This is a genomic window from Aeromonas sp. Prich7-2, from assembly GCF_017939255.1.
GTDB classification, from domain to species: domain Bacteria; phylum Pseudomonadota; class Gammaproteobacteria; order Enterobacterales; family Aeromonadaceae; genus Aeromonas; species Aeromonas caviae.
Window position 1 is genome coordinate 1 of the sequence record NZ_JAGKRI010000015.1, and the last position, 22543, is coordinate 22543.

The window sequence follows — 22543 nt, forward strand, 5'->3', positions numbered from 1 at the left end:
TGCTCAGGGCCGAGACTTCACGCAAGGCGAGCGTAAGACGGAAGCAAAAAATCGCAGGAATGAGCAGTGAATATCTGGAAACGGTACTCAATGCGGGTCTCAAAAAACTGGGTGAAATTTAACAAAATGTTCACGCTCTCACCCTGCACTCTGGGCAGCTGACCGTCCATGGGCGGGAATTCGGGGATTTGCCCTTCTCTCCGGGGGAGTGGCGACTATAATCGGCAGCCAACTTTTCCTGCAGACGTTTCCCGCTTCATCATGACTACACAGGCTTGCGCCGCATTGCGCTACCCCAAGGGATGGTTCGCCCTCACGACTGTCTACAGTTTTACCGGGCTGGCCATTCTGGCTTCCATCGTCTTCTCCCTGCTGCTGTTTCTCTCCATCGACGAAAACCCCCTGATGAAGTGGCTGTTCGGCGGGCTGGCCATCATCTTCGAGCTGGGCAAGTTCTACGTCTGGTACGAGTACGGCGAGTGCAAGGCGAGGCGGGATCTGGGCGGCGCCTTCTGGTCGCTGCTGTTCTACAGCGTGCTGGCCGCCATCTCCATAGGGGGCAGTATCGGCGGCATCAACAGCGCCACCAACACCATCCTGAGCCAGCAGGCGCGTCACGAGCGCGAGATAGCCCGTTTCGACGAGCAGATAGCCAGCATAGAGCGGCAGATCCAGCTCAACGAAGAGGCGGCCCGCAAATACATCGAGATGGCGCGTATCTCGAGCGGCGTCAGCGGTCTGCAGCAGGCCAACACCAAGCTCAGGCTGCGTCAGGACGAGCTGCGCCAGGAGCGGGACGCCAAGCCGCTGGGGGAGCAGTCCTCCATGCTGGGGCTGATGAGCAGTCTGGCGGACGGGGTGGGCATGAGCATCGGCCAGGTGCAGTTCCTGCTGGTCTGCTTCCTGTCTATCCTGCTCGATGCGTTTGGTGCCTTTTTCGTCAGCCTGATCGGTGAGGAGAACCGCTTCCGCCGTCAATGGATGTGGCAACGGGAGAAGGCGCAAGCCGAGGCCCGGGTCGCAGTGCCGACCCCGGAGCCGCCAGCCATCAGCAGACCCATGCCCGAGCCAGCCGTGGTCGCCCAGGTGCGCGGCGCGATGGAGAGCGGCGAGCTCAAATGCAGCAAACGCAAGGTGGCAGAGGCATTGTCACTGTCTCTGGAGGAGGTGGACCGGGTGTTCCAGCATCTGCTGGCGCAGGGCGTGCTGGGGCAGGGCAGCAATCGTCACTACCATCTTCGTGCCGAGCAGGGGTGAATCCGGCTCAGTCGAACCAGATAAGACCCTCATAGGGTTGCTGTCTGAGAGAGGCGAGGCGGCTATCCAGGTTGCCTGCATGGATTTCCAGTCGGTGCCCGTCGGGATCCAGCAGATAGAGTGAATCCCCTTCGCTGCTGTTCTTCTTCCACTCCACGACGCCCGCCGCGCGCAGACGGGCGCAGAAGGCTGGAAACTGTTCAGGCGAGATGCCAAACGCGACATGGCTGTAATCTCTGGCCGGTTGGGGAGGATCGCAGGAGAGACAGAGCCAGAGATCGCCGAGGGTGAGATAGGCTCCCCGTGCCCATCTCACCCTGGGGCGACATCCCAGCAAGTTGACATAAAAGGCAACGCTGCTGTCGAGATCGCCGGTTGCCAGCGTGAGATGGTTCAGTCCATGCAGCATCTTCTCTTCTTCCCCCTTGTCCCCGAACCCTAGTGAGTGAGCACCATCATCAGGCTGAGGAAGGCGGCAAGCCCGCCGCCGATGCCGATGATCCAGTAAAAGCCCTTGGCCCCCTGTTTGAGCGGAATGCGGAAGTAGAGCAGAAACGCCCACCACCCCAGGGCCAGCAACAGAGGAATAAGAAACATTCGAGCCATGGTGTCCTCGCTGTTATTCTGTTGACCCTTGATCAATCAACAGGATGGATTGTGCAATGACGCAGCTACAGATTACCGCATTCGGCGACCCCTCGGTACTCAGGCTCAACCCTTCCCTGGACAAGGTGCCCGCGGAGGGAGAGGTCCGGGTGCGCATCTGCTTTGCGGGGGTCAACCCCATCGATGCCAAGACCCGGGCCGGTCTCGGCTGGGCGGCCGCCCAGAACAAGGACAACCTGCCCTGGACGCCGGGTTATGACGTCTCCGGTGTGGTGGAAAAGGTGGGGCCCGGCGTGACCTCCCTGGCCGAGGGGGATCAGGTGTGCGGCATGGTGGGTTTCCCCCTCGCCGCCGGTGCATATGCCGAATCCGTGGTGGCCCGCGAGGAGGAGCTGGTCAAGCTCGATGGGGTGAGCCTCAGGCAGGGAGCGGCCCTACCGCTGGCGGGCCTCACCGCCTGGCAGGGGCTGCTGGAGCACGGTGGCCTGCAGTCGGGGCAACGGGTACTGATCCTGGCCGGTGCCGGTGGCGTCGGCCACCTGGCGGTGCAGTTTGCCGCCGCCTATGGTGCCCACGTGGTTGCCACGGCAAGCGGCGACAATCACAGCTTCCTTCATAGTCTCGGGGCGAGCCGGATGGTGGATTACCACCAGGCCGGGTGGTGCACCGAAGCGATCACCGATGGTCCGTTCGATCTGGTGCTGGATCTGGTGGGGGGCGAGAGCGGCAAGGCGGCGCTGGCCTGCGTCAAGCCGGGCGGCCGTCTGGTGACGGTCCCCACCATCACGGCCCAGCAGATCAAGGACGCGGGGGCCGAGCTCGGCGTCGAGGTTGTCGGCATGCTGGTCCATCCCGATCGAACGCAGCTGACCCAGATGCTGACGCTGCTTCGCCAGGGGGAGGTGAAGATCACCGTCTCCGGTGAATACACGCTGGCAGAAGGGGCGCTGGCCCATCAGGCCATCGAGCAGGGCCATGTGCGCGGCAAGCTGTTGCTGCGCATGTCCGCCGCAGACGGCCAGCCCGGATGATAGACTTCACCGGGATGGGGCTGGGAGGGTTGTTTCTGAGCGCCTTCACCTCCGCCACCCTGTTGCCCGGCAGCTCGGAAGTGCTGCTGGGCGCCATGGCGGTCAAGGGGGAGTGGAGCATGACCAGCCTGCTTTTCTGGGCGACGCTGGGCAATACCCTGGGTTCCATGACCACCTGGTGGCTCGGCTGGCTCGCCACCCACAAGAAAAAACCGGAAGATTTTCAAGGCCGTGGGGAACAAAAAGCCCTTGGTTGGCTCAAACGTCATGGCCACTGGTGTCTACTGCTTGCCTGGACGCCTGTGGTCGGCGATGGTCTCTGTCTGCTGGCTGGTTGGCTGCGCCTCTCCTTCTGGCGCTCCCTCATCTTGATCGGGCTCGGCAAATTGCTTCGTTATGCCTTGGTGTTTCTGCTGGCCAGTCAGATCTTCTAGCCCTTTTGTCACTCACGAGGTACCCGTGAACAAACTCATTCCATTAAGCATGCTGCTGGGCTTCTCCCTTCCCGTGCTGGCGGCCCCGACCCTGGTGTCCGAGCAGGTCAAGCAGGAGGGCAAGCTCGGCATTCCCTACCAGATGTACAAGCTGGACAACGGTTTGACCGTGATCCTGGCCCCCGACCACTCCGATCCCCTGGTGCATCTGGATGTCACCTATCATGTCGGCTCCTCCCGGGAAACCGTGGGCAAGTCGGGCTTTGCCCACTTCTTCGAGCACATGATGTTCCAGGGCTCCAAGCACGTTGGTGATCAGGAACACATGCGGATCATCAACGAGGCGGGCGGTGACATGAATGGCACCACCAACAAGGACCGCACCAACTACTACGAAACCGTGCCGGCCAATCAGCTGGAGAAGGTGCTCTGGCTGGAGGCGGACCGCATGGGTTTCCTGCTCGATGCGGTGAGCCAGAAGAAGTTCGAGATCCAGCGCGCCACCGTCAAGAACGAACGGGCCCAGCGCATCGACAACCAGCCTTATGGCCTGGTGGGCGAGAAGGTGGGGGAGGCACTCTATCCGCGCACCCACCCCTACTCCTGGCAACCCATCGGTTATGTGGAGGATCTCGACCGGGTCGACGTCAACGACCTCAAGCAGTTCTTCCTGCGCTGGTACGGTCCCAACAACGCCACTCTGACCCTGGGCGGCGACTTTGATACCAAGCAGGCGCTGGCCTGGATTGAGCAGTACTTCGGTTCCATCCCGCGCGGTCCGGATGTGGCCGAACCGACGCCTCAGCCGGCCACCCTGCCGGCAACCCGCTACGTGACGCTGGAAGACAAGGTGCATCTACCGCTCCTGTATATCAGCTACCCGACCGTCTCCCTGGGTGACCCGCAGGAGCCGGCGCTGGACATCTTTGCCGATGTGCTGGGGGGCTCTGCCAGCTCCATGCTCTACCAGTCCTTAGTGAAAACCGGCAAGGCCATCGAGGCGGGTGCCTCCCACTCCTGCGAAGAGCTTGCCTGTACCCTGACGGTCTATGCCTACCCCAATCCGGCGGCGGATGGCAGCCTCAAGACCCTCAAGGGCGAGGTGGACAAGGTGATCGGCGAGTTCGCCCAGCGCGGCATCAAGCCCGCGGATCTGGAGAAGGCCATCAGCAGCTATCGCGCGTCCGCCATCTGGGGACTCGACAGCATCGAGGGCAAGGTCAGCCAGCTTGCCATGGGGCAGGTGCTGGCCCGGGATCCCGACTATGTGTTCAAGAATCTGGATGCCATCGCCCGGGTCAAGGGGTCTGACGTCAAGGCTGCCTACGACAAGTTCATCCAGAACAAGCCTGCCGTGGTGCTGAGCGTGGTGCCCAAGGGCAAGAGCGACTGGCAGGCCGCGACCCCGAACTTCACTCCCGCCAAACGGGAGCTGCCGGATTACAGCAAGCATGACAAGGTGCTGGCCGAGCGGCCGGTGAAAGATGACTTCGATCGCAGCGTGCAGCCCAAGGCGGCCGATGCGGTGAGCGTCAAGGTGCCCGCCATCTGGCGTGGCAAGCTCGACAAGGGGATCGAGATCATCGGCACCCACAGCGACGAGATCCCGGCCGTCTCCATCATGATCGCCCTGCCGGGTGGCATCCGGGCCGAAGGCAAGGGAGAGCTGGGGCTGGCCAGCCTCACCGCCGCCATGCTGGAGCAGGGGACGACGCGCCTCTCCGAGGCCGAGCTGAGCGACGAGCTGCAAAAACTCGGCGCCAGCATCAGCGTCTCCAGCGCCCAGTACAACAACCTCATCACCATCAGCAGTCTGGCGGACAAGCTGCCCGAAACCCTGGCGCTGGTGCGGGAAGTGCTGCTGCAACCCGGCCTGCGGGAAGCGGACTTCGAGCGGCTCAAGACCCAGATGCTGCAAGGCATGAAACAGAGCGAGCAGCAACCCGAGTGGCTGGCGGGTCAGGCGTTTCGCGAACTGGTCTATGGCAAGCAGAACCGCCTCGGCCAACCCTCTGACGGGGTGCTGGCGGACGTGGAGAGGCTGACCCTGGCGGATGTGAAGCGCTTCTATGAGGCCTATTACAATCCGACCAATGCCAAGGTGGTGGTGACAGGTGATGTGACCGCCCAGCAGGTGGAATCCGGTCTCGCCTTCCTGACCCAGTGGCAGGGGCCGGCTCCGACCCTGGGGGATCTCAAGCTCAAGGGGGAGCAGGCCAAACCGGGCATCTACCTGGTGGACAAGCCGGGAGCGCCCCAGTCGGTGATCCGCATCGGCCGCCGTGCCATGCCGTTTGACACCACCGGGGACTACTTCGTCGCGAACCTGATGAACTTCAACCTGGGGGGCAACTTCAACAGCCGCATCAACCTCAACCTGCGGGAAGACAAGGGCTACACCTATGGTGCCAGCTCGGGCTTCCAGGCTAACCGCGAGGCCGGCGTGTTCGCCACCGGCGCCAACGTGCGCACCGATGCGACCGTGGATGCCATCCGTCAGTTCCTCAAGGAGATGGACGGCTACCGCAAGAACGGGCCGACCCCGGTGGAGCTGGCCTACATGCGCAGCGCCGTCTCCCAGCAGGATGCGCTCTCCTACGAGACCCTGGGACAGAAGGCTGGCTTCCTGCTGCAGATGATCATGTACGACCTGAAGCCGGACTATGTGCAGGCCCAGAACAACCTGATCAAAACGGTGTCACCCGAGACGCTGAAGGCCAGTGCAGCCCGCTGGCTGGATCCGGCCGAGATGGTGATTGTGGTGGTGGGAGACAAGCAAAAGCTTGAAAAACCCCTGAGCGAGCTTCATCTTCCCATCTATCCACTGCAACTGCCCTGAGGGGCGTCGCAACAATAAGTGCCGCCCCGGGTGGGGCGGCCACACATGAGCCGTGAATATGACTACTACTAGCTTGTCGCTCACCGAGTTGCTGGCTGCGCTGGGCACCCCGGAACGGGTGACCGCCCTCAAGGGGATCCGGCGCGGGATCGAGCGCGAATGTCTGCGCATCACCCCCGAAGGGACCCTGGCCCAGACCGATCACCCCAGAAGCCTGGGGTCGGCCCTGACCCATGCCAACATCACCACCGATTACTCCGAGAGCCTGCTGGAGTTCATCACGCCGGCCACCGACTCCATCGAGAGCCTGATCGAGCAGCTCGGCGACATTCACCGCCACACCATTCATCATCTGGGAGAGGAGCGGATCTGGCCCCTCTCCATGCCCTGCTTCGTCGGTGACGAGGAGAGCATCCGCCTGGCCCAGTACGGCAGTTCCAACATCGGGCGGATGAAGACCCTCTATCGCCAGGGGCTGAAGAACCGCTACGGCAGCCTGATGCAGGTGATCGCCGGGGTGCACTTCAACTTCTCCATGCCGGACAGCTTCTGGTGCGAGTGGCAGGATCTGGTGGGAGAGGGCTGCTGCAGCCAGCGCTTCATCTCCGACAAGTACATGGGGCTTATTCGCAACGTCTACCGCTTCGGCTGGCTGGTGCCCTATCTGTTCGGCGCGTCTCCTGCCATCTGCGACTCCTTCCTCAAGGGGCGCAAGAGCAGCCTGCCGTTCCAGAAGACCGGCAAGGGCACCCTTTACCTGCCCTATGCCACGGCTCTGCGCCTGTCCGATCTCGGTTACACCAACAGCGCCCAGGCGGGGCTCAAGATCAGTCATGACAGCCTGCCCGCCTATGTGAGCAGTCTGCGCCGGGCCATCAACACCCATGATCCCGACTTCGCCAGGATAGGGGTCAAGGTGAACGGCGAGTACCGCCAGCTCAACGACAACGTGCTGCAGCTGGAAAACGAGCTCTACGCGCCGATCCGCCCCAAGCGTACCCCCCGCAGCGGCGAGAAGCCCTCGGATGCGCTGGAGCAGCGCGGCATCGAATACATCGAGTTGCGCACGGTGGACGTCAATCCTTTCACCCCGTTCGGTATCGAGGTGGATCAGATCCGCTTCTTCGATCTCTTCCTGGTCTGGTGCCTGTTGCGCCCTTCCCCCGTGCTCTCGGATGACGAGGTTGCCCGCAACCGCCGCAACCAGAACAAGGTGGTGCTGGAGGGGCGTCGCCCCGGCCTGACGCTTGAAGATGAGCAGGGCAATGCCATCGGCCTCAAGGAGTACGGCCTCAAGCTGTTCGACGAGCTGGCCGAGGTCGCAGCGCTGCTGGATCGCTGCTGTGGTCGCAACCGCTATCGCGAGACGCTGGCGATGCACCGTGAGAAGCTGCTCGACCCCGAGCAGACCTACTCCGCCCGCCTGCTCAAGCAGTTGCTTTCAAGCGGTCAGGACAACGGCTGCTTCGGCGATGCGCTGGCGAGCCGCTACCGGGAAGAGATGCTGGCCGGCGAGCTGCAGTACTGGGACGAGGCCTACTTTGCCGGCGAGGCACGGGACTCCCTGGCCAAGCAGCGGGAGCGGGAACGCAGTGACAGTCTGTCGTTCGACGACTTCCTGGCTGACTATTTCGGTACCCGCCAGACCACGGCCTGAGGATGCCGCCAAGATGACGAAAGCCGCTCCCGGGAGCGGCTTTTTCATGGGAGCCCGGCGGTGGCCTGGCATAAAAAAACGGCCCGTTCGGGCCGTTTTGCATGGGGTGGTTCACCGGTCAGAGGATGAGACCACCGAAGAAGAAGCCGAGCGCCACAGCCATGGCAATGGTGGCCACACCCGGGATGAAGAAGGGGTGGTTGAACACGGCCTTGCCGATGCGGGTGGAGCCGGTGTCGTCCATCTCGACCGCGGCCAGCAGGGTCGGGTAGGTCGGCAGCACGAACAGGGCGCTCACGGCGGCGAAGGAGGCGATGGCCGCCAGCGGGCTGACACCCAGTGCCAGGGCGGCAGGCATCAGGGCCTTGGTGGTGGCACCTTGCGAGTAGAGCAGCATGGAGGAGAAGAACAGCACCACGGCCAGCAGCCAGCTGTATTGGCTCAGCAGATCGCCGGCGAACGCCTGGATCTCGACCATGTTGCCCTTCACGAAGACGTTGCCCAGCCAGGCTACGCCCAGCACGCAGATACAGGCGGACATACCGGACTTGAAGGTCGGCATGTTGGTGATCTGGGCCGCGTCCAGTTTGCAGAACAGGACCATCAGGGTAGCGGCGGAGAGCATGATGCCCATGATGGCGCCATCGCGGGGGATCGGCGGGCTGCTGATGAGGCCGACGTTGCCGGAGATGGCGGTGGCATAGGCCATCACGGCCACGATGGAGGCGACGAAGATGCCGACGGAGAGCTTGGCATAAGGCTTGATCTCAACCTGGCTGGTACCGCGCAGCTTGATGAGTCCCTTGGCTTTGCGCTCCAGATAGACTTCGTCCTGATCCAGTGGCTTGCCCAGCAGGTTGGCGATGAAGGCCCCCAGCAGACAGGCGATGAAGCTGGACGGGATGCAGATGGCCAGCAGGGTCAGGTAGTCGACGCCAAGCGGCTCCAGCATGCCGGAGAAGGCGACCACGGCCGCCGAGATGGGGGAGGCGGTGATGGCAATCTGGGAGGCAACGACCGCGATGGAGAGCGGACGGGAGGGGCGAATGCCCTGCTCCTTGGCCACTTCGGCGATCACCGGCAGGGTGGAGAAGGCGGTGTGACCGGTACCGGCCAGCATGGTCATCAGGTAGGTGACGACCGGCGCGGCGAAGGTGATGTGCTTGGGATTCTTGCGCAGGGCTTTTTCGGCCAGGTGCACCAGATAATCCATCCCGCCAGCCAGCTGCATACAGGCAATGGCGCAGATGACGGACGCGATGATCATGATCACGTCCCACGGGAGATAGGTCACCAGCTGATCGCTCGGGATGGGCATGCCCAGCCCCCAGGTCAGTACCAGTACCCCAAGACCACCGGCAAAGCCGATACCGATGCTGCCTATCCGGGCCCCCAGATAGATAGCGGCGAGCACGACAAGTAACTCGATTCCAATCATAGCGAACACTCCATTTTCCAGTTTTTTTAGGTTTTATTAGGCTGAAAAGCCAATTCCCGATGGGGCTGTGGAGAGACCGCTCGGGAATTGACTTTAAATGGGCCGGGATAACCCCGGCCCATCTGCTCGCTTATACGGTGGCTTCGCGGGTGTAACGCTTGGCTTTGTATTGCGGGTTCATCAGGTTCTCGATGGAGAGGATCTCGTCCAGCTGTTCGGCGGTCAGCAGGCCGCGTTCCAGCACGACTTCGCGGACGTTCTTGCCGGTCTGGGCACAGATCTTGCCGACGATATCGCCTTCATGGTGACCGATGAAGGGGTTCAGGTAGGTCACGATGCCGATGGAGTTCAGCACGTGGTTCATGCAGATGTCCGGGTTGGCGGTGATGCCTTCCACGCACTTCTCGCGCAGGGAGATGCAGGCTTTTTCCATCAGGCTCAGGGATTCGAACATGGCCTGACCAATCACCGGCTCCATGACGTTCAGCTGCAGCTGACCGGCCTCGGCGGCGAAGGTGATGGTGACGTCGTTGCCGAATACCTTGAAGCAGGACTGGTTGACCACTTCCGGAATGACCGGGTTGACCTTGGCCGGCATGATGGAGGAGCCAGCCTGCATTTCCGGCAGGTTGATCTCTTTGAGCGCGGTGCGCGGGCCGGAGGAGAGCAGACGCAGGTCATTACAGATCTTGGAGAGCTTCATGGCCAGGCGCTTGACCGCACCGTGCAGCATCACATAGGCGCCGCAGTCGGAGGTCGCTTCGATGAGGTCCTCTGCCGGCACGTAGGCACGACCGGTGATCTCGGCCAGACGCTTGATGGCAAGACCGGAGTACTCGGGCGGAGTGTTCAGACCGGTACCGATGGCGGTGGCGCCCAGGTTCACTTCCAGCAGCAGCTCCTGGCAACGCTTGATGGATTTGATCTCTTCACGCAGGGTGACGGCGAAGGCGTGGAACTCCTGACCCAGGGTCATGGGCACGGCGTCCTGCAACTGGGTACGGCCCATTTTCAGGATATGTTTGAATTCCTTGGCTTTGACATCGAAGGCGGCGATGAGGGCTTCCAGAGCGTGCAGGGTGGTGTCGGTGCTGTTGACCACGGCCACGCGGAAACCGGTGGGGTAGGCATCGTTGGTGGACTGGCACTTGTTGACGTGATCGTTGGGGTTGATGACGTCGTAGCGGCCCTTTTCAAGTCCCATCAGCTCGAGGGCGATATTGGCCAGCACTTCGTTGGTGTTCATGTTGACGGAGGTACCGGCGCCGCCCTGATAGACATCGACCGGGAACTGATCGAAGCACTTGCCGGTGTTCAGCATCAGGTCGCAGGCTTCGACAATCTTGTCTGCGATCTCGGGACGGATGGTGCCCAGCTCACCGTTGGCCAGTGCAGCCGCCTTCTTGGTCAGGACCATGCCACGAACAAACTCGGGAACGTCAGAAATCTTCTGAGTGCTGATCTTGAAGTTCTCAACAGCGCGCAGGGTGTGCACGCCGTAGTAGAGGTCGTTGGAAACTTCTTTGGTGCCCAGCAGGTCTTCTTCAATGCGGACGTTCTTGATGTCGCTCATTGTTATGCCTCAGAAATCAAATAAATGGAAACGATCCTCACCGAGTGGTCGCGATTTCCCTACGCACATTTCATCCTGAAGCACCACACATCGGGTGGGGCAGTTGGGAGCCAGTTGCTCCCTGTGCAATGACTGGTGTTGATGTTACCCCAATTGAGGTATCCGGTATTAGACCTGGATCACTAAATTTGAGGCAACCTCAAATTTCTTGTGGTCATTAAACAGATATTGCAATCGGGCGATTAACTTTGACAGAACAACCACCTCAATCCCAGTTGGGCGGACAAATATTTATCCGTATTCCGGGGCCTGCGGCAGGAGAGGCTTGAAAAATGATCAACCAGCCCCATTTTAATGTCAGAAGACCTGAACCCGGCGCGTCAGCATCAGCGATGTGCGGCTGCCGACCGGACACCCCGGGTCCATTCATTCATCGCTCCGAGGTTGCTATGGGCAAGTTGTTACTGTTGTTGGTCGGGCTGGTATTGCTGGAGCTCACCGTCATGATCAAGGTGGGCTCCGTGATCGGGGCCTTGCCAACCGTTGGCTTGCTGGTACTGACCGCCGTGCTGGGATCGTCGCTGGTGCGCAGCGAGGGGATCAAGACCCTGCTCACTGCCCAGCAGAAGATGCAGTTGGGGGAGATGCCTGGCCGCGAGGTGATGGGTGGCATGATGCTGGCGCTGGCGGGCTTGCTGCTGATTATCCCGGGATTTGTGAGCGATATTGTCGGCATCCTGCTGCTGCAGCCCTGGCTGCGCAACATGCTGGCCGACAAGCTGATTGGCAGCAATCAGTTCAGGATGCAGATGGGGGGCTTCCAGGCTCGCCAGCAGCCGTTCGAGCCGGGTCCCGGCGATGACAGGCCCGGACAATCCCCGCGAGCGGGTGGCAACACCATCGAAGGGGAGTTCGAACGCAAAGAGTAATCGCGAGCCTCGGGCTGTGCCGTCAGGATCTCCCCTCATGGCACAGCCGCTCGAATCTGTGGCGGGCATACCCCCATGCCAGCAATCCGGCGGCCAGGTTCGCCAGCAGCATCCCCAGATAGATCCCCTGTTCTCCCCCCAGTTTTGCCCCCAGCCAGGCCCCTGGCAGCAAGAAGACAAACAGTCTGATACCGTTTATCAGCAGTGACACCGCCGATGCCCTGACGCCGTTGAGCGCCGATGCCAACAGCATCACCATGCCCTGAAAGCCGTAGCCAATGGGGACCAGATGCAGATAGAGCACGATGAGTATCACCACTTGCGGATGATCGCTGAACAGCTCGGCGATGAAGGGGGCGAGAAGCCAGGTCAGCGCGTAGACCCCAAGCTGGAATATCAGGGCGAAGCGCATGCAGAGCAGCAGGGCGGCCTTGGCTCGGGCCGGATTCCCGGCGCCGCAGTTCTGCGAGATGAAGGGGGCCAGCACGGAGGAGAGCGCCATCATCACGATGAGCAGCAAGGCCTCGACCCGGGATGCCGCGCCGTAGGCGGCGACCACCTCGGTTCCCAGCCCGGCGAAAATGATCATCAACACGGCGTTGGCCAGTGGGTTGAGCATGTTGGTAAACGATGCGGGCACAGCCACATGGAGCAGGGCGCGCCAGTGGGCCAGCAACTGCGGGCGCGGGGAGAGGCGCCAGCGCAGCAGGCCCTCGCGGTGGCGCAATATATAGAGGCTGACCAGCATGGCCATCAGCCAGGAGAGGGAAGTGGCGATGGCGGCTCCCCGAATGCCCCACTCGGGGAAGGGGCCCGGCCCGAAGATGAGCAGAGGATCCAGCACGCCGTTGACCAGACCGGCGACCCCCATCACCAGACTGGGGGTCTTGGTATCCCCCGTCGTCCGGATAGCCGCATTGCCGACCATGGGCACGACCAGCATGGGGACGGTCAGATACCAGATGAGCATGTAATCGTGGATGAGGGAGATGAGCTCGGGGCTGGCCCCCAGCAGGGTGAACAGAGGAGTAATGGTCATTGCCCCCAGCCCGGCGAGCAGACTCACCAGGATGACGGCGAGGAACAGGCAGTCTGTGGTGATGCGGGCTGCCTCGTCGTGGCGACCCTGCCCCAGGGCATGACCGAGCAGGGCGCACAGGCCCGCGCCCAGCCCCATGGTCAGGGAGGTGACGACAAAGGTGACCGGGAAGGTGAAGCTGATGGCGGCCAGCGCCTGGGTACCCAGCATGCCGATGAAGAAGGTATCGACCAGGTTGAAGGCCAGGATGGCGATGATGCCCAGGATCATGGGGCCCGTCATGCGCAGCAGCATGGGCGTCATGGGGGCGGTCAGCATGGGGTTGGGTCGGCTCAAGGCAGAGTCTCTAGGTGCTTTGGGCCTGAATGCTGGCCGTCTCCATCCGCCTTCCTGATTGGGGATGGGTGATCCATCGAAGGTGTTCATAGTACGTGAAAATATTTTTTTTGTATTTGCCCTTGAAGGGCTAGCCCTGTTGCCCCAGATCAGGGGCATGACAAATTTGGCCGATTGCGGCCATTCCTCAAGCAACACAGAGACTCATTTTGGGAGAGTTATCGATGAAAATTCGTCCACTGCACGACCGCGTCATCATCAAGCGCATCGAAGCTGAAGCCAAATCCGCTGGCGGCATCGTCTTGACTGGCACTGCGGCCCAGAAGTCCACCCGTGGTGAAGTTCTTGCCGTGGGGACTGGTCGAATTCTGGACAATGGGGATGTCAAAGCACTGGCCGTCAAGGTGGGTGACAAGGTGATCTTCAACGAAGGCTACGGCGTGAAGACCGAAAAGCTGGATGGCCAGGACGTACTGATCCTGTCCGAGACCGACATCCTGGCGATTGTCGAAGAGTAATCACCCTCCCTCTTTTCCCGAATTGATTTAAGGATTGAAGAACATGGCAGCTAAAGAAGTTAAGTTTGGCAACGAAGCTCGCATCAAAATGCTGGAAGGCGTCAACATCCTGGCCGATGCCGTCAAGGTGACCCTGGGCCCGAAAGGCCGCAACGTGGTGCTGGACAAGTCCTTCGGCGCCCCGACCATCACCAAGGATGGCGTCTCCGTTGCCCGTGAAATCGAACTGGAAGACAAGTTCCAGAACATGGGGGCCCAGATGGTCAAGGAAGTCGCTTCCAAGGCCAATGACGCCGCCGGTGACGGTACCACCACGGCCACCGTACTGGCTCAAGCCATCGTCAACGAAGGCCTGAAGGCCGTTGCCGCCGGCATGAACCCCATGGATCTGAAGCGTGGTATCGACAAGGCCGTTGTGGCTGCCGTTGCCGAGCTGCAAGCACTGTCCACTCCCTGTGCCGACAACAATGCCATCGCCCAGGTAGGCACCATCTCCGCCAACTCCGACGAGAAGGTCGGCAAGCTGATTGCCGAAGCCATGGACAAGGTCGGCCGTGACGGCGTCATCACCGTGGAAGACGGTCAGGGCTTGGAAGACGAGCTGGCGGTGGTAGAAGGCATGCAGTTCGACCGCGGCTACCTCTCCCCTTACTTCGTGAACAAGCCGGAAACCGGCTCCGTCGAACTGGATGACCCCTTCATCCTGCTGGTGGACAAGAAAGTCTCCAACATCCGCGAAATGCTGCCGGTGCTGGAAGGTGTGGCCAAGGCGGGCAAACCGCTGATCATCGTGGCCGAAGACGTGGAAGGCGAAGCTCTGGCGACTCTGGTGGTCAACACCATGCGTGGCATCGTGAAAGTGGCCGCCGTCAAGGCGCCGGGCTTCGGTGATCGCCGCAAGGCCATGCTGCAGGATATCGCCATCCTGACCGGTGGTACCGTGATCTCCGAAGAAGTGGGCATGGAGCTGGAAAAAGCGACCCTGGAAGATCTGGGCCGTGCCAAGCGCATCGTCATCACCAAAGAGAACACCACCATCATCGATGGCGTGGGTGATGCTGCCCTGATCGAAAGCCGCGTGGCCCAGATCCGTCAGCAGATCGAAGAGACCTCTTCCGATTACGACCGTGAGAAGCTGCAAGAGCGCGTGGCCAAGCTGGCCGGCGGTGTTGCCGTGATCAAGGTGGGTGCTGCCACTGAAGTTGAAATGAAAGAGAAGAAAGCCCGTGTTGACGATGCCCTGCACGCTACTCGCGCAGCCGTGGAAGAAGGCGTGGTTGCCGGTGGTGGTGTAGCGCTGGTGCGCGTTGCTGCCAAGCTGGCCTCCCTGCGTGGTGACAACGAAGACCAGAACGTCGGTATCAAGGTTGCCCTGCGCGCCATGGAAGCCCCGCTGCGTCAAATCGTCATCAACGCCGGCGAAGAAGCCTCCGTCATCGCCAATGCCGTGAAGAACGGTGAAGGCAACTACGGTTACAACGCCTACACCGAACAGTACGGCGACATGCTGGCCATGGGTATCCTGGATCCGACCAAGGTAACCCGTTCTGCCCTGCAGTTCGCCTCGTCCGTCGCTGGCCTGATGATCACCACAGAGTGCATGATCTCCGAGCTGCCGAAGAAAGATGCACCTGCCATGCCTGATATGGGTGGCATGGGCGGTATGGGTATGATGTAATCCCGTCAAGTCATCAAACGGCTCGCTTTTGCGGGCCGTTTTTTTTAGTGCTACTAAGCTGAAGTTGTTGATAGTGAAATGATCTGAGGTGAACATGCGATACTTAGGGTTTCTCCCGTTACTCCTTTCCCTGGCCTTGCCGGGCATGGCGCAGGCGACACCGCAGGGGCCGGTCATTCTCAAGGTGACGGGTAATCTGGACCCTGCCGACCCGGCAGATGGAGAGGTGCTGTTCGATATGGCCATGATCCAGGCGCTGCCGCAGCATGAGGTGGTGACGAGCAATCCCTGGGTGGACAAACCGCACAAATACGTAGGGCCGAAACTGGCGGACGTGCTGACGGAGGTGAAGGCCAACGGCAAGAGCATCACGCTCACCGCCCTGAACAGTTTCCAGATCCGGATCAACTGGGATAAGGTCAAGCAATACGATCCTATCCTGGCCTGGCAGGATGACGGGATGACCATGCGGGTACGTGACAAGGGGCCGCTCTGGTTTATCCTGCCACTGGATCAGCATCCCGAACTCAGGCGTTCCGAGTTCACCGACATGATGATCTGGCAACTGAGTGCGATCGACATTCAGCAGTAAAAACGGTGGTTTACGGGAGTACTGGGTGAAAGCGAAGACCAGGGCCTGGCCCTTACTCGGCGTTCTTTATCTATCCATTCTGTTGTTCACGGGTAGCACCCTCTATTGCCTGGTGCAGATACAAAATGCGACCCGGGTGATGGAGAAGTACACCTATGACGTCTCATGGGCATTGATGCAGTTGCAGCTCGAGTTGGGCCGCTTTCTCAATGCCGTCGAGATTTACCACTATGGCGGCATAGACCAGGAAGCCCTGCTGCTTCGCTATGACATTCTCTGGAGTCGTACCCCCATTCTCCTGAGCGGCCAATTGAGAAAAAGCCTCGCGGACAATCCGAAGACGCTGCGGCTGGTGAAACTGACTGAAAGCAGTATCCGCAAGCTGGAGCCTGATTTGGTCAAACTCAAACCGGGGACGCCGGATTACCAACAAGTCATGATGACACTGGCGCCCTTGCAGGAACCCCTCTCTTACTCTCTTGCTTCCGTCATGCAGAACAACATCAACGTCTATACGGGCAACGACGCGCGTTTTGGCCAGTTGCGCAATGCCCTGCTGTTCATGGTGTCGGGGCTGGTGGTGTCCGTCATTCTGCTCAGCGGGCTGCTGGTGCGAGAAGCCAGGCGCCATTTCAGGACCGCTAGGATCGATCCCCTCACCGGGCTCGCCAACCGGCTGGCGTTGCTGGAAAAGATGGATGCCTACGTCACCCGTGACACCTCCTTCGGACTGGTGCTGGTCGACATCAACGACTTTCGCGATATCAACAGCAAGTTTGGCTATAACACAGGGGACCTCCTGCTGCAGGAGGTGGCAAAGCGGCTGCGCGCCCTGTGCGAAAACGGGGAGTGGGTGGCGCGTTTGGGGGGAGATCAGCTTGCCATGCTGCAACGGGAGGGGAGCGATCTTCGTCAGGTCAGGGAGCTCGTGGCCAGAGTGCTCCACTCCATCAAGCAAGACATCATCATCGACAACTACCCTTTCCGGCTTGAGGTCGGTATTGGTATCGCCTTCTTCCCGACCGACAGCAACCAGACCCAGGAGTTGCTCAGCCGGGCGGAGCAGGCCCTCTCTCACAGCCGCAAGACCCATGTTCCCTATGTCATCTATGACAGTTCCCTGCTCAACGAGACGGCCAGGCGCAAGCATCTTGCGTCCGACATGGTGATGGCGCTGGAGCACAATGCGCTCGAGCTCTATTACCAGCCCATCGTCAATCTGGAAAGTGGCCGCTGTGAAGCCGTGGAGGCGCTGCTGCGCTGGCGCCATCCCGAGCTTGGCTTTATTCCCCCCAACGAGGTGATCCAGGTGGCGGAAGAGTTCCAGCTGGCCGAGAAACTGGGTGGCTGGGTATTGAATACCGCATGTGAGCAACTTCATCAGTGGCAGCACCTGGGTTTGGTGGACTTGCAGATGTGCGTGAACATCTCCCCGGGCATGTACCAGCGCAACCTCTTGAAGCTGGTGGCCAGAGCGCTGATGGAGCACCATATTCCCGCATCCAGCCTGGTGCTGGAGGTGACGGAAGACACCACCATGCGCGAGGTCAAGAACTCGCTGCAGTTGATGCAGGATCTCAGCCAGCAAGGGGTACATCTGGCCCTTGACGACTTCGGCACCGGCTACTCCTCCCTCAGCTATCTGCAGAAGCTGCCGGTGAGCAAGGTGAAGATAGACAGGTCCTTCATCCAGGGTATCGACACCTCGATCGAGGCGGCCGAACTGGTCGCCAACATCTGCCGTATGGGCTCCATGCTTGGCAAGAAACTGGTATGTGAAGGGATCGAGACTCAGGGGCAGCTCGATGTGCTGCGTTCATTGACCGACATACATCTGTATGGGCAGGGATATCTGTTCAGTCGCCCGGAGCATGCTGAAAAGGCCTATCAGACATTGCTGGAGATGGAAGAGCGCTGGTTGGCCCGGCGCTCGCCGGACAAGGCATATCTGCGTTGAACGATATGGCTCATGTCTCACCGGGCCCGGCCGATAGTCTCTTGGCAGGAGGTACACAATGGATATTTCTAGTTCTGCAAATGCGTCGTTCGGTTCTGCACTGATGGTGGCCAGCCTGGCCAAAAAGCAGCAGACCCAGGAAGGCGAATCCGCACTGAAACTGCTGGAAACAGCAGCGCAATCCGCTCCGGCTGCGCCGACATCGGCCAGTGCTTCCCTCGGAAGCAAGATCGATATCCGCGTCTGAGCGATAAAAAAGCCCCCATCTCTCGATGGGGGCTTTCTTTTTATTGGGCTGTTATCTGCCAGGCTCAGACCGGGAAAGGGGCCGGTGCCTCGAAGGTCATCCGCTCGCCGCTTCTGGGGTGGCTGATGGTCAGGCTGGCCGCATGAAGATAAAGGTGCGGTGCAGCCGCCAGCGCATCCGGGTTGGCGTAGAGGTTGTCGCCGAGGATGGGGTGACCCAGCTCCAGCATGTGTACCCGCAGTTGATGGGAGCGACCGGTAATCGGGGTCAGCTTGATCAGGCTGTTGCCGTTCTCCACCTTCAGCTTTTGCCACAGGGTGAGGGCATGACGCCCCTCCTCAAAATCCACCTTCTGCTTCGGCCGGTTGGGCCAGTCGACGCAGAGCGGCAGATCCACTTCACCTGCATCCAGCGCCGGTTCACCCCACACCCAGGCGAGGTAGTGCTTCTCGGTCTCCCGCTCGCGGAATTGCCGGCTCAGCTCCCGGTGGGAGTTGGGGTTGAGCGGGATCACCAGCACGCCGGTGGTCGCCATGTCGAGGCGATGGGCAGCCGCCGCCTTTGGGTGCTGCTGCTTGACCCGATGGAGCACGCTGTCTTCATTCTCGGGGCCGCGCCCGGGGACGCTCAGCAGGCCAGTGGGCTTGTTGACCACCATGATGTCCTTGTCCTTGAACAGGATATCGAGCCAGGGTTCCAGGGGCGGGGAGTATACAAACATAGCGTCTCGCATCTTGGGTCAAAGCGGGGGCAAGCCCCCATCAGTTATGGGTAACCACGACAAAGCGGCCTTGTGTATCCAGTTTGAGCTGGGTCTGGCCGCTGTCGGTCGCTACCTTGTCAGTTATGGGTAACCACAATAAAGCGGATGGCATCCAGCTTGAGTTGGGTCTGGTCGATCAGGTGGTGCAATTCTGCCTGCAAATTGCGCAGATAATCCAGTTCGCTGTCGCGCACATTCGGGTTGACCGCCTTGAGTGCCTCCAGCCTGTCCAGATCCTGCTGCAGGGTCTGCGCCATCTGGGCACGGGCCTTGTCTACAATCCCGGCTTTCAGTTCGTTGGCAATGACCTCGCCCTTGCCAATCAGGCCGTGGATCACCGGCTGGGATGCGGTAACCAGCTTGCTGCCAAGGTGGCGGTTGACCGGTGTCAGCTGGCGGTTGAAGGCATCAAACGCCACCTTCTCTCCCAGATTCTGGCCGTTCTTGTCCATCAGCAGACGGATCGGCGTCGGCGGCATGAAACGGTAGAGCTGGGGATGGGCCGCAGACTCGGCAACGAAGATCAGCTCAAGCAGGATGGAGCCGACCGGCAGAGCCTTGTTCTTGAGCAGTGCCACCGAGGTGGCACCGATCTCGGAACCCAGGATCAGGTCGATACCGCCGCGCATCATGGGGTGATCCCAGGAGAGCAGCGCCATGTCATCCCGCGACAGGGCGGTGTTGCGATCGAAGGTGATGGTCATGCCGTCTTGCGGCAGGCCCGGGAAGCTCGGCACCAGCATGTGATCCCCGGGAGTCAGCACCAGCGCATTTTCACCACGATCATCCTGGTTGACGCCGATCTCGTCGAACATCTTGAGGGCGAAGGAGATCATGCCGGTGTCGTCATCTTCGGCGGCGAGCTTCTCGACCAGCTGCTGGGCGGCCTCGCCACCGCTGGAGTGGATTTCCAGCAGGCGATCGCGACCCTGTTCCAGCCGGGCCTTGAGCGGCTCGTGCAGTTCGCGGGTCTTGACCAGCAGGGCGTCGAGGGGGCCCTGCTCGCCGGTGTTGGCGGCCAGCAGCTCGAACAGCTCCTCACGTACCGCTTCGAACACCGGGCGGGCCGTCGGGCAGGTCTGCTCGAATGCATCCAGACCATCGTGATACCAGAGCAGCAGGGCGCACTGGGCAGTCCCTTCCAGATAGGGAACGTGGATCTCGACGGTATTCTGCTGACCGATACGATCCAGTCGGCCGATACGCTGTTCCAGCAGATCCGGGTTGAGTGGCAGATCGAACAGCACGAGATGGCTGGCAAACTGGAAGTTGCGACCTTCTGAGCCGATCTCGGAGCAGAGCAGCACCTGAGCGCCCCCCTCAGCTTGAGCGAAATAGGCGGAGGCCTTGTCCCGCTCGAGGATCGACATCCCTTCGTGGAACACGGCGCCACGGATCCCTTCACGTGTGCGCAGCGCCTCTTCCAGGGCGATGGCGGTGGCTGCTTCGGAGCAGATCACCAGCACCTTCTGCTGACGGGCGGAGAGCAGCAGTTCCAGCAACCATTCGACGCGCGGGTCGAACTGGGTCCAGGTAGCGTTGTCGCCTTCGAACTGCTGGAAGATCTTCTCGGGATAGAGGTAGCGCAGGGCACGGGTCTGCAGATCGCCGCCATTGCCACCCATCATGCCCATCACCTTGATGGCGGTCTTGTACTGCTCCGGCAGCGGCATGGGGTAGACGTTGAGGTGGCGCTCCGGGAAGCCCTGAATATTGGCGCGGCTGTTACGGAACAGCACCCGGCCGGTGCCATGCTGATCCAGCAGCTTGGCAACTGCCTGCTGACGGGCGGCCGCATCAGTGAGATCCAGCCCATCCAGCTGGCTGGCGAGGATCTGCCTGGCTTCATCGCTCAGGGTCTCGCCATCCAGCAGCTCTTGCGCGGCGCTGGCAACCTGACCATAGGCCTGCTCCTCGGCGAGGAAGGCGTCGTAGTCGTAGAAACGCTCGGGGTCGAGCAGGCGCAGACGGGCAAAGTGGCTCTGGTGGCCCAGCTGATCCGGGGTTGCGGTCAGCAGCAGCACGCCCGGCACCTGTTCGGCCAGCGCTTCCACCATTTCATAGGCACGGCTCGGCGCCTCTTCGCTCCACTCCAGATGGTGCGCTTCATCGACAACCAGCAGATCCCACTCGGCTTCCAGTACCTGTTCGAAGCGACGACGCTTCTTGCGCAGGAAGTCGAGGCTACAGATCACCAGCTGTTCGGTCTCGAAGGGGTTCTCCGCATCGGCGAACGCCTCGATGCAGCGCTCCTCGTCAAACAGGGAGAAGTGCAGGTTGAAACGGCGCAGCATCTCGACCAGCCACTGGTGCTGGAGCGTTTCGGGCAGCAGGATCAGCACCCGATGGGCGCGGCCGGAGAGCAACTGCTGGTGAATGATCATGCCTGCTTCGATGGTCTTGCCCAGACCCACCTCGTCTGCCAGCAATACGCGCGGGGCGTAGCGGTGACCCACTTCATGGGCGATGTAGAGCTGGTGCGGGATCAGACTGACTTTCCCGCCAGCCAGGCCGCGAGTCGGGTTGCGGCGACGCTGGTGCTGGTTGACCAGCGCTTCGTAGCGCAGGGTAAAGCGGGACATCCGGTCAATCTGGCCGGCGAACAGGCGATCCTGCGGCTTGTTGAACTTGATGAAGTTGTTGAGAAACACTTCCTTGAGGGCAATCGGCTCACCATTGTCGGTGCGAACACCTACATATATAAGCAGGCCATCTTTCTCCTGCACTTCATCGACCGTCATGGTCCAGTCTTCGTGGCTGGCTATCTGATCGCCCACATTGAAGCTGACCCGGGTGACCGGTGCCTCTTCTTTGGCATACATACGGTTTTCACCGGTAGCCGGAAACAACAGGGTAACCATGCGTCCTTCAACAGCAACGACAGTCCCCAAACCCAGATCCGTCTCTGTATCACTAATCCAACGCTGGCCAAGTGCAAAAGGCATTAAACTCTCCAAAGCCCAAGAGTGTGAGAATCGCAAAGGGGCGCTATGTTACCCGAAGGCGGAAAGCCGATCATCATGGTTGTGCTGCAAGGGAAAGCCAAACTGATACAAGCTTGATCTGTCAACCTGCCGGCCTCAATACAGCATCCGGAATACCAATCTGCAGACCCTTTTCGTGCATTAATTCATCGTCGTGGTCGCTTTGTAAGCGGTTGAACGATGAAAGCCATCTTTTTGCAATTATCTCCTTGCCAGAACGAATTCGCTCCCTATAATGCGCCTCCATCGACACGGCAAGCGGCAACGCAAACAAGCCGGTCGGTAGCCTCGAAAAGCCTTTGAAAATAAGGCTTGACTCGAGAAGGCGGTTGAGTAGAATGCCACTCCCGCAGCAGCCAAAAGCTGCGTCGCTCTTTAACAATTTGAATCAAGCAATCTGTGTGGGCACTCACAGCATCGAGCATCAAAAACAATTTTTGATTTTCAATGTCTGATGAAGTGACCAAAGCAACTTTTAAGTTGCAGCAGTTAATTCAGCAATTCATTGAGCCGCCTTAACAGGCAACCAAACTTAAATTGAAGAGTTTGATCATGGCTCAGATTGAACGCTGGCGGCAGGCCTAACACATGCAAGTCGAGCGGCAGCGGGAAAGTAGCTTGCTACTTTTGCCGGCGAGCGGCGGACGGGTGAGTAATGCCTGGGA

Annotated in this window: 19 protein-coding genes, 1 rRNA gene and 1 pseudogene; 13 read left to right on the top strand and 8 right to left on the bottom strand. The window is 60.5% G+C overall.

What is annotated here, in order from left to right; translation table 11 throughout:
• Positions 1 to 122: pseudogene (locus J9892_RS04025) on the top strand (ISAs1 family transposase); the annotation flags it as partial.
• Positions 123 to 261: 139 nt separating this feature from the next.
• Positions 262 to 1257, top strand: a complete 996-nt coding sequence (locus J9892_RS04030) for a Preprotein translocase subunit SecY (protein ID WP_210538000.1) — start codon at positions 262 to 264, stop codon at positions 1255 to 1257.
• Between the two features lie 7 nt (positions 1258 to 1264).
• Here J9892_RS04030 and fos read toward each other — a convergent pair whose 3' ends face one another.
• On the bottom strand, positions 1265 to 1666 hold the full coding sequence (gene fos, locus J9892_RS04035; protein ID WP_210538001.1) for a fosfomycin resistance glutathione transferase: 402 nt from the start codon (positions 1664 to 1666) through the stop codon (positions 1265 to 1267).
• 29 nt (positions 1667 to 1695) lie between these two features.
• Positions 1696 to 1863 carry a hypothetical protein gene (locus J9892_RS04040; RefSeq protein ID WP_005308905.1) on the bottom strand — a complete coding sequence of 56 codons (168 nt, stop codon included), beginning with the start codon at positions 1861 to 1863 and terminating at the stop codon, positions 1696 to 1698.
• Positions 1864 to 1919: 56 nt separating this feature from the next.
• Here J9892_RS04040 and J9892_RS04045 point away from each other — a divergent pair, with 56 nt between their 5' ends.
• Genes J9892_RS04045 through gshA form a run of 4 tightly spaced genes read left to right on the top strand, consistent with a single transcriptional unit; the run spans position 1920 to position 7824 of the window.
• On the top strand, positions 1920 to 2894 hold the full coding sequence (locus J9892_RS04045; protein ID WP_191967193.1) for an NADP-dependent oxidoreductase: 975 nt from the start codon (positions 1920 to 1922) through the stop codon (positions 2892 to 2894).
• Entirely contained in the window at positions 2891 to 3328 is a 438-nt protein-coding gene (locus tag J9892_RS04050) for a VTT domain-containing protein (protein ID WP_029313803.1), read from the top strand. Before J9892_RS04045 ends, J9892_RS04050 begins: the two co-directional genes overlap by 4 nt.
• 25 nt (positions 3329 to 3353) lie before the next feature.
• The gene (locus tag J9892_RS04055) at positions 3354 to 6167 is read left to right on the top strand and encodes a pitrilysin family protein (protein ID WP_210538002.1); all 2814 of its coding nucleotides are present in this window, start codon (positions 3354 to 3356) and stop codon (positions 6165 to 6167) included.
• A gap of 58 nt (positions 6168 to 6225) precedes the next feature.
• The gene (gene gshA / locus J9892_RS04060) at positions 6226 to 7824 is read left to right on the top strand and encodes a glutamate--cysteine ligase (protein ID WP_113978522.1); all 1599 of its coding nucleotides are present in this window, start codon (positions 6226 to 6228) and stop codon (positions 7822 to 7824) included.
• Positions 7825 to 7942: 118 nt separating this feature from the next.
• Here gshA and J9892_RS04065 read toward each other — a convergent pair whose 3' ends face one another.
• Both J9892_RS04065 and aspA read right to left on the bottom strand, forming a co-directional pair.
• Entirely contained in the window at positions 7943 to 9262 is a 1320-nt protein-coding gene (locus J9892_RS04065; RefSeq protein ID WP_041210978.1) for an anaerobic C4-dicarboxylate transporter, read from the bottom strand.
• A gap of 130 nt (positions 9263 to 9392) precedes the next feature.
• On the bottom strand, positions 9393 to 10835 hold the full coding sequence (gene aspA, locus J9892_RS04070) for an aspartate ammonia-lyase (protein WP_010673133.1): 1443 nt from the start codon (positions 10833 to 10835) through the stop codon (positions 9393 to 9395).
• A gap of 449 nt (positions 10836 to 11284) precedes the next feature.
• Here aspA and J9892_RS04075 point away from each other — a divergent pair, with 449 nt between their 5' ends.
• On the top strand, positions 11285 to 11764 hold the full coding sequence (locus J9892_RS04075; RefSeq protein WP_045523285.1) for an FxsA family protein: 480 nt from the start codon (positions 11285 to 11287) through the stop codon (positions 11762 to 11764).
• A 22-nt stretch (positions 11765 to 11786) separates the two neighbouring features.
• Here the strand turns inward: J9892_RS04075 and J9892_RS04080 are convergent, their stop codons facing one another.
• Complete coding sequence (locus J9892_RS04080) at positions 11787 to 13121, bottom strand: MATE family efflux transporter (protein WP_234823631.1); 1335 nt, start codon at positions 13119 to 13121, stop codon at positions 11787 to 11789.
• Between the two features lie 242 nt (positions 13122 to 13363).
• On the opposite strand from J9892_RS04080, the gene J9892_RS04085 reads away from it, so the two are divergent.
• From J9892_RS04085 to J9892_RS04105, 5 genes are all read left to right on the top strand, one after another.
• Positions 13364 to 13657: a co-chaperone GroES gene (locus J9892_RS04085; protein ID WP_005309514.1), complete on the top strand. Its 294-nt coding sequence runs from the start codon at positions 13364 to 13366 to the stop codon at positions 13655 to 13657.
• A 43-nt stretch (positions 13658 to 13700) separates the two neighbouring features.
• Positions 13701 to 15335 carry a chaperonin GroEL gene (groL, locus tag J9892_RS04090; protein ID WP_042864436.1) on the top strand — a complete coding sequence of 545 codons (1635 nt, stop codon included), beginning with the start codon at positions 13701 to 13703 and terminating at the stop codon, positions 15333 to 15335.
• A 94-nt stretch (positions 15336 to 15429) separates the two neighbouring features.
• Positions 15430 to 15927, top strand: a complete 498-nt coding sequence (locus J9892_RS04095; protein ID WP_210538003.1) for a molybdopterin-binding oxidoreductase — start codon at positions 15430 to 15432, stop codon at positions 15925 to 15927.
• Positions 15928 to 15952: 25 nt separating this feature from the next.
• Positions 15953 to 17884, top strand: a complete 1932-nt coding sequence (locus J9892_RS04100) for a GGDEF domain-containing phosphodiesterase (protein ID WP_039040011.1) — start codon at positions 15953 to 15955, stop codon at positions 17882 to 17884.
• Between the two features lie 58 nt (positions 17885 to 17942).
• Entirely contained in the window at positions 17943 to 18131 is a 189-nt protein-coding gene (locus tag J9892_RS04105; protein WP_010673139.1) for a hypothetical protein, read from the top strand.
• A gap of 64 nt (positions 18132 to 18195) precedes the next feature.
• Here J9892_RS04105 and rluA read toward each other — a convergent pair whose 3' ends face one another.
• The 3 genes from rluA to J9892_RS04120 form a co-directional block, all read right to left on the bottom strand.
• Positions 18196 to 18852: a bifunctional tRNA pseudouridine(32) synthase/23S rRNA pseudouridine(746) synthase RluA gene (gene rluA, locus J9892_RS04110; protein ID WP_069784683.1), complete on the bottom strand. Its 657-nt coding sequence runs from the start codon at positions 18850 to 18852 to the stop codon at positions 18196 to 18198.
• Positions 18853 to 18971: 119 nt separating this feature from the next.
• Positions 18972 to 21839, bottom strand: coding sequence for an RNA polymerase-associated protein RapA (rapA, locus tag J9892_RS04115; protein WP_161470501.1), 2868 nt, complete (start codon positions 21837 to 21839; stop codon positions 18972 to 18974).
• Positions 21840 to 21960: 121 nt separating this feature from the next.
• The gene (locus J9892_RS04120) at positions 21961 to 22260 is read right to left on the bottom strand and encodes a hypothetical protein (RefSeq protein ID WP_171864909.1); all 300 of its coding nucleotides are present in this window, start codon (positions 22258 to 22260) and stop codon (positions 21961 to 21963) included.
• A gap of 152 nt (positions 22261 to 22412) precedes the next feature.
• Between J9892_RS04120 and J9892_RS04125 the strand changes: the two genes are divergently transcribed.
• Positions 22413 to 22543: ribosomal RNA gene (locus tag J9892_RS04125) — 16S ribosomal RNA — on the top strand; the annotation flags it as partial.

Bases quoted from the DNA above. Each gene is read 5' to 3' on its own strand.
- J9892_RS04030 (WP_210538000.1), top strand. From the start codon at position 262: ATGACTACACAGGCTTGCGCCGCATTGCGCTACCCCAAGGGATGGTTC.
- fos (WP_210538001.1), bottom strand. From the start codon at position 1,666: ATGCTGCATGGACTGAACCATCTCACGCTGGCAACCGGCGATCTCGAC.
- J9892_RS04040 (WP_005308905.1), bottom strand. From the start codon at position 1,863: ATGGCTCGAATGTTTCTTATTCCTCTGTTGCTGGCCCTGGGGTGGTGG.
- J9892_RS04045 (WP_191967193.1), top strand. From the start codon at position 1,920: ATGACGCAGCTACAGATTACCGCATTCGGCGACCCCTCGGTACTCAGG.
- J9892_RS04050 (WP_029313803.1), top strand. From the start codon at position 2,891: ATGATAGACTTCACCGGGATGGGGCTGGGAGGGTTGTTTCTGAGCGCC.
- gshA (WP_113978522.1), top strand. From the start codon at position 6,226: ATGACTACTACTAGCTTGTCGCTCACCGAGTTGCTGGCTGCGCTGGGC.
- J9892_RS04065 (WP_041210978.1), bottom strand. From the start codon at position 9,262: ATGATTGGAATCGAGTTACTTGTCGTGCTCGCCGCTATCTATCTGGGG.
- aspA (WP_010673133.1), bottom strand. From the start codon at position 10,835: ATGAGCGACATCAAGAACGTCCGCATTGAAGAAGACCTGCTGGGCACC.
- J9892_RS04075 (WP_045523285.1), top strand. From the start codon at position 11,285: ATGGGCAAGTTGTTACTGTTGTTGGTCGGGCTGGTATTGCTGGAGCTC.
- J9892_RS04080 (WP_234823631.1), bottom strand. From the start codon at position 13,121: ATGCTGACCGCCCCCATGACGCCCATGCTGCTGCGCATGACGGGCCCC.
- J9892_RS04085 (WP_005309514.1), top strand. From the start codon at position 13,364: ATGAAAATTCGTCCACTGCACGACCGCGTCATCATCAAGCGCATCGAA.
- groL (WP_042864436.1), top strand. From the start codon at position 13,701: ATGGCAGCTAAAGAAGTTAAGTTTGGCAACGAAGCTCGCATCAAAATG.
- J9892_RS04095 (WP_210538003.1), top strand. From the start codon at position 15,430: ATGCGATACTTAGGGTTTCTCCCGTTACTCCTTTCCCTGGCCTTGCCG.
- J9892_RS04105 (WP_010673139.1), top strand. From the start codon at position 17,943: ATGGATATTTCTAGTTCTGCAAATGCGTCGTTCGGTTCTGCACTGATG.
- rluA (WP_069784683.1), bottom strand. From the start codon at position 18,852: ATGTTTGTATACTCCCCGCCCCTGGAACCCTGGCTCGATATCCTGTTC.
- rapA (WP_161470501.1), bottom strand. From the start codon at position 21,839: ATGCCTTTTGCACTTGGCCAGCGTTGGATTAGTGATACAGAGACGGAT.